This window comes from Spirillospora sp. NPDC049652, from assembly GCF_040675125.1.
Lineage (GTDB): Bacteria > Actinomycetota > Actinomycetes > Streptosporangiales > Streptosporangiaceae > Spirillospora.
In genome coordinates this window covers 1-2,030 of the sequence record NZ_JBFAOF010001147.1, presented here as the reverse complement: position 1 = coordinate 2,030, position 2,030 = coordinate 1, and the positions used below count along the sequence as shown (strand labels likewise).

Sequence of the window (2,030 nt, the reverse complement as noted above, 5' to 3'; positions counted from 1 at the left end):
GTTCGGGTCGTCCGGTTCGGAGCGGGGGGCGGCGGGCCGGGCGGCGGGGCCGTCGGCGTACCCGTCGAAGCGGTTGCCGCCGCGCGGGCCGGTGCGGGTCTCGGCGCGGTCGTCCACGCCGTGGCCGGCGCCGGTGTCGCGCTGGTCGTCGAAGGCGGGCATCGGGCCGGTGTCGCCGCGGCGCAGGCCGGGCCGTCCGTCGAAGCGGGTGCCGTTGTCGCCGAAGCGGGGGCCGTCGGCGCCCGGACGCGACCCGTTCGGGTCGTCGTAGCCGGCGCCGGGACGGTCCTCGACGAGGGTCGCGGTCGGGGCGGCGAGCGCCGGGACGGGCGCGCCCTCCAGCTGGGCGGTGCCGCCGCCGCGGGTGCCGACCGAGGCGTTGTCGACCGGGCTGACCACGTGGTCGGGCAGCATGACGAACGCGGTGAGGCCGCCGCCCTGCGCGGCGCGCAGCTCCACCCGGATGCCGTGCCGGATGGCGAGGCGGCCGACCACGAACAGGCCCATGCGGCGCGCCGCGGAGAAGTCGATGACCGGCGGGTTCGCCAGGCGCCAGTTGGCCTGCTCCAGCTCGTCGGGCGTCATGCCCACGCCGTTGTCGGTGATCTGCAGCATCGCGCCGCCGCCGCTCAGCCGCTGGCCGGAGACGGTGACCCGGGTGCGGCCGTCGGAGAAGACGGTGGCGTTCTCGACCAGCTCGGCGAGCAGGTGGACCAGGTCGTTGACGACGGGGCCGGCGACGGTCATGTCGCCGTGCACCCGGACCTCGACCCGCTCGTACTGCTCGACCTCCGACAGCGAGGCGCGGACGACGTCGATGAACGGGACCGGCTGGTTCCACCGGCGGGCCTGGTCCTGGCCGCCGAGGACCAGCAGGTTCTCGTTGTTGCGGCGCATGCGGGTGGCGAGGTGGTCCAGGCGGAACAGGTTCGCCAGCTGCTCCTCGTCGCGCTCGCTCTGCTCCAGCTCCTCGATGAGCTGCAGCTGGCGCTCGATGAGGGTCTGGCTGCGCCGCGACAGGTTGACGAACATCGCGTTGATGTTGCCTCGCAGGACGGCCTCGTCGGCCGCCAGCCGGACCGCCTCGCGGTGGACCTCGTCGAAGGCGCGGGCCACCTGGCCGATCTCGTCGGTGGAGCTGACGTTGATCGGTTCGACCTCGATGCCCTGGGCGGCGGCCTCCGGGTCGCGGAGCCGGTCGACCAGGCCGGGCAGCCGGGTGCCGGCGATCTCCAGCGCGCCGTCCTTCAGGCGGCGCAGCGGGCGGACCAGCGAGCGGGCCATGACGATCAGCAGGCCGAGGACGGCGGCCAGCACGATGACCATCAGCGAGCCGTCGCGGATGGCGGCGGTCGTCGCGTCGTCGCGGGCCTTGTCGGCGTGCGCGGTCAGGTCGTCGGCGATGGAGGCCTCGACCGAGCGCATCCGGTCCATGCGGGCGCCGGAGTTCGTCACCCAGGTGGCGGCGTCCTTGGAGTTCAGCGGGCGCGTCGACAGCTTGGCCGAGCGCTGCACGGCGGCGAGGGCCTGCAGGCGCAGCAGCTCCGCGCGGTCCAGCTCGGGGCCGGTGACGGTGTCGTCGTACAGCCGGAGCTGCCCGGACGTCGCCGAGTTGCGGAACTCGTCGAGCGCGGTCTCCAGCTCGGCGTGCGCGTTCTGGAACGACTGCAGGTCGTTGGGCTCGAAGGAGCGGTTCCACAGGGCCGAGCCGAGCAGGGCCCGCTCCTTGGACGCGGCGTCCTTGGCGTTCGCCAGCGCGCCGAGGGCCTGGGCCTCCTTGGCCAGGTCGGGCGACTGCGACTGCTGGGACACCAGCTGGTGGAAGCCGTTGAAGGCGCCGATGAAGTCGGAGTACTTGTCGATGATCGCGCCGGAGTCGAGCTTCTCGGCCAGCTTGCGCAGCGGCCGCAGGCCCTCCAGGCGGTTGACGACGTTCCCGACGGTCAGGCGGAGACCGGCCGAGCCCTGCCCGCGCAGGTCGACGGCGGCGCGGCGGGCGGCCGCTGCGGCCGAGTCGACCTCGCTCTCGC

1 protein-coding gene is annotated in these 2,030 nt (G+C 74.2%); it reads right to left on the bottom strand.

Features of this window, described 5'->3' with window-relative positions; translation table 11 throughout:
• Positions 1-2,030: sensor histidine kinase (locus AB0J52_RS37930; protein WP_500187822.1), on the bottom strand; the 2,030-nt coding region annotated here is incomplete at both ends.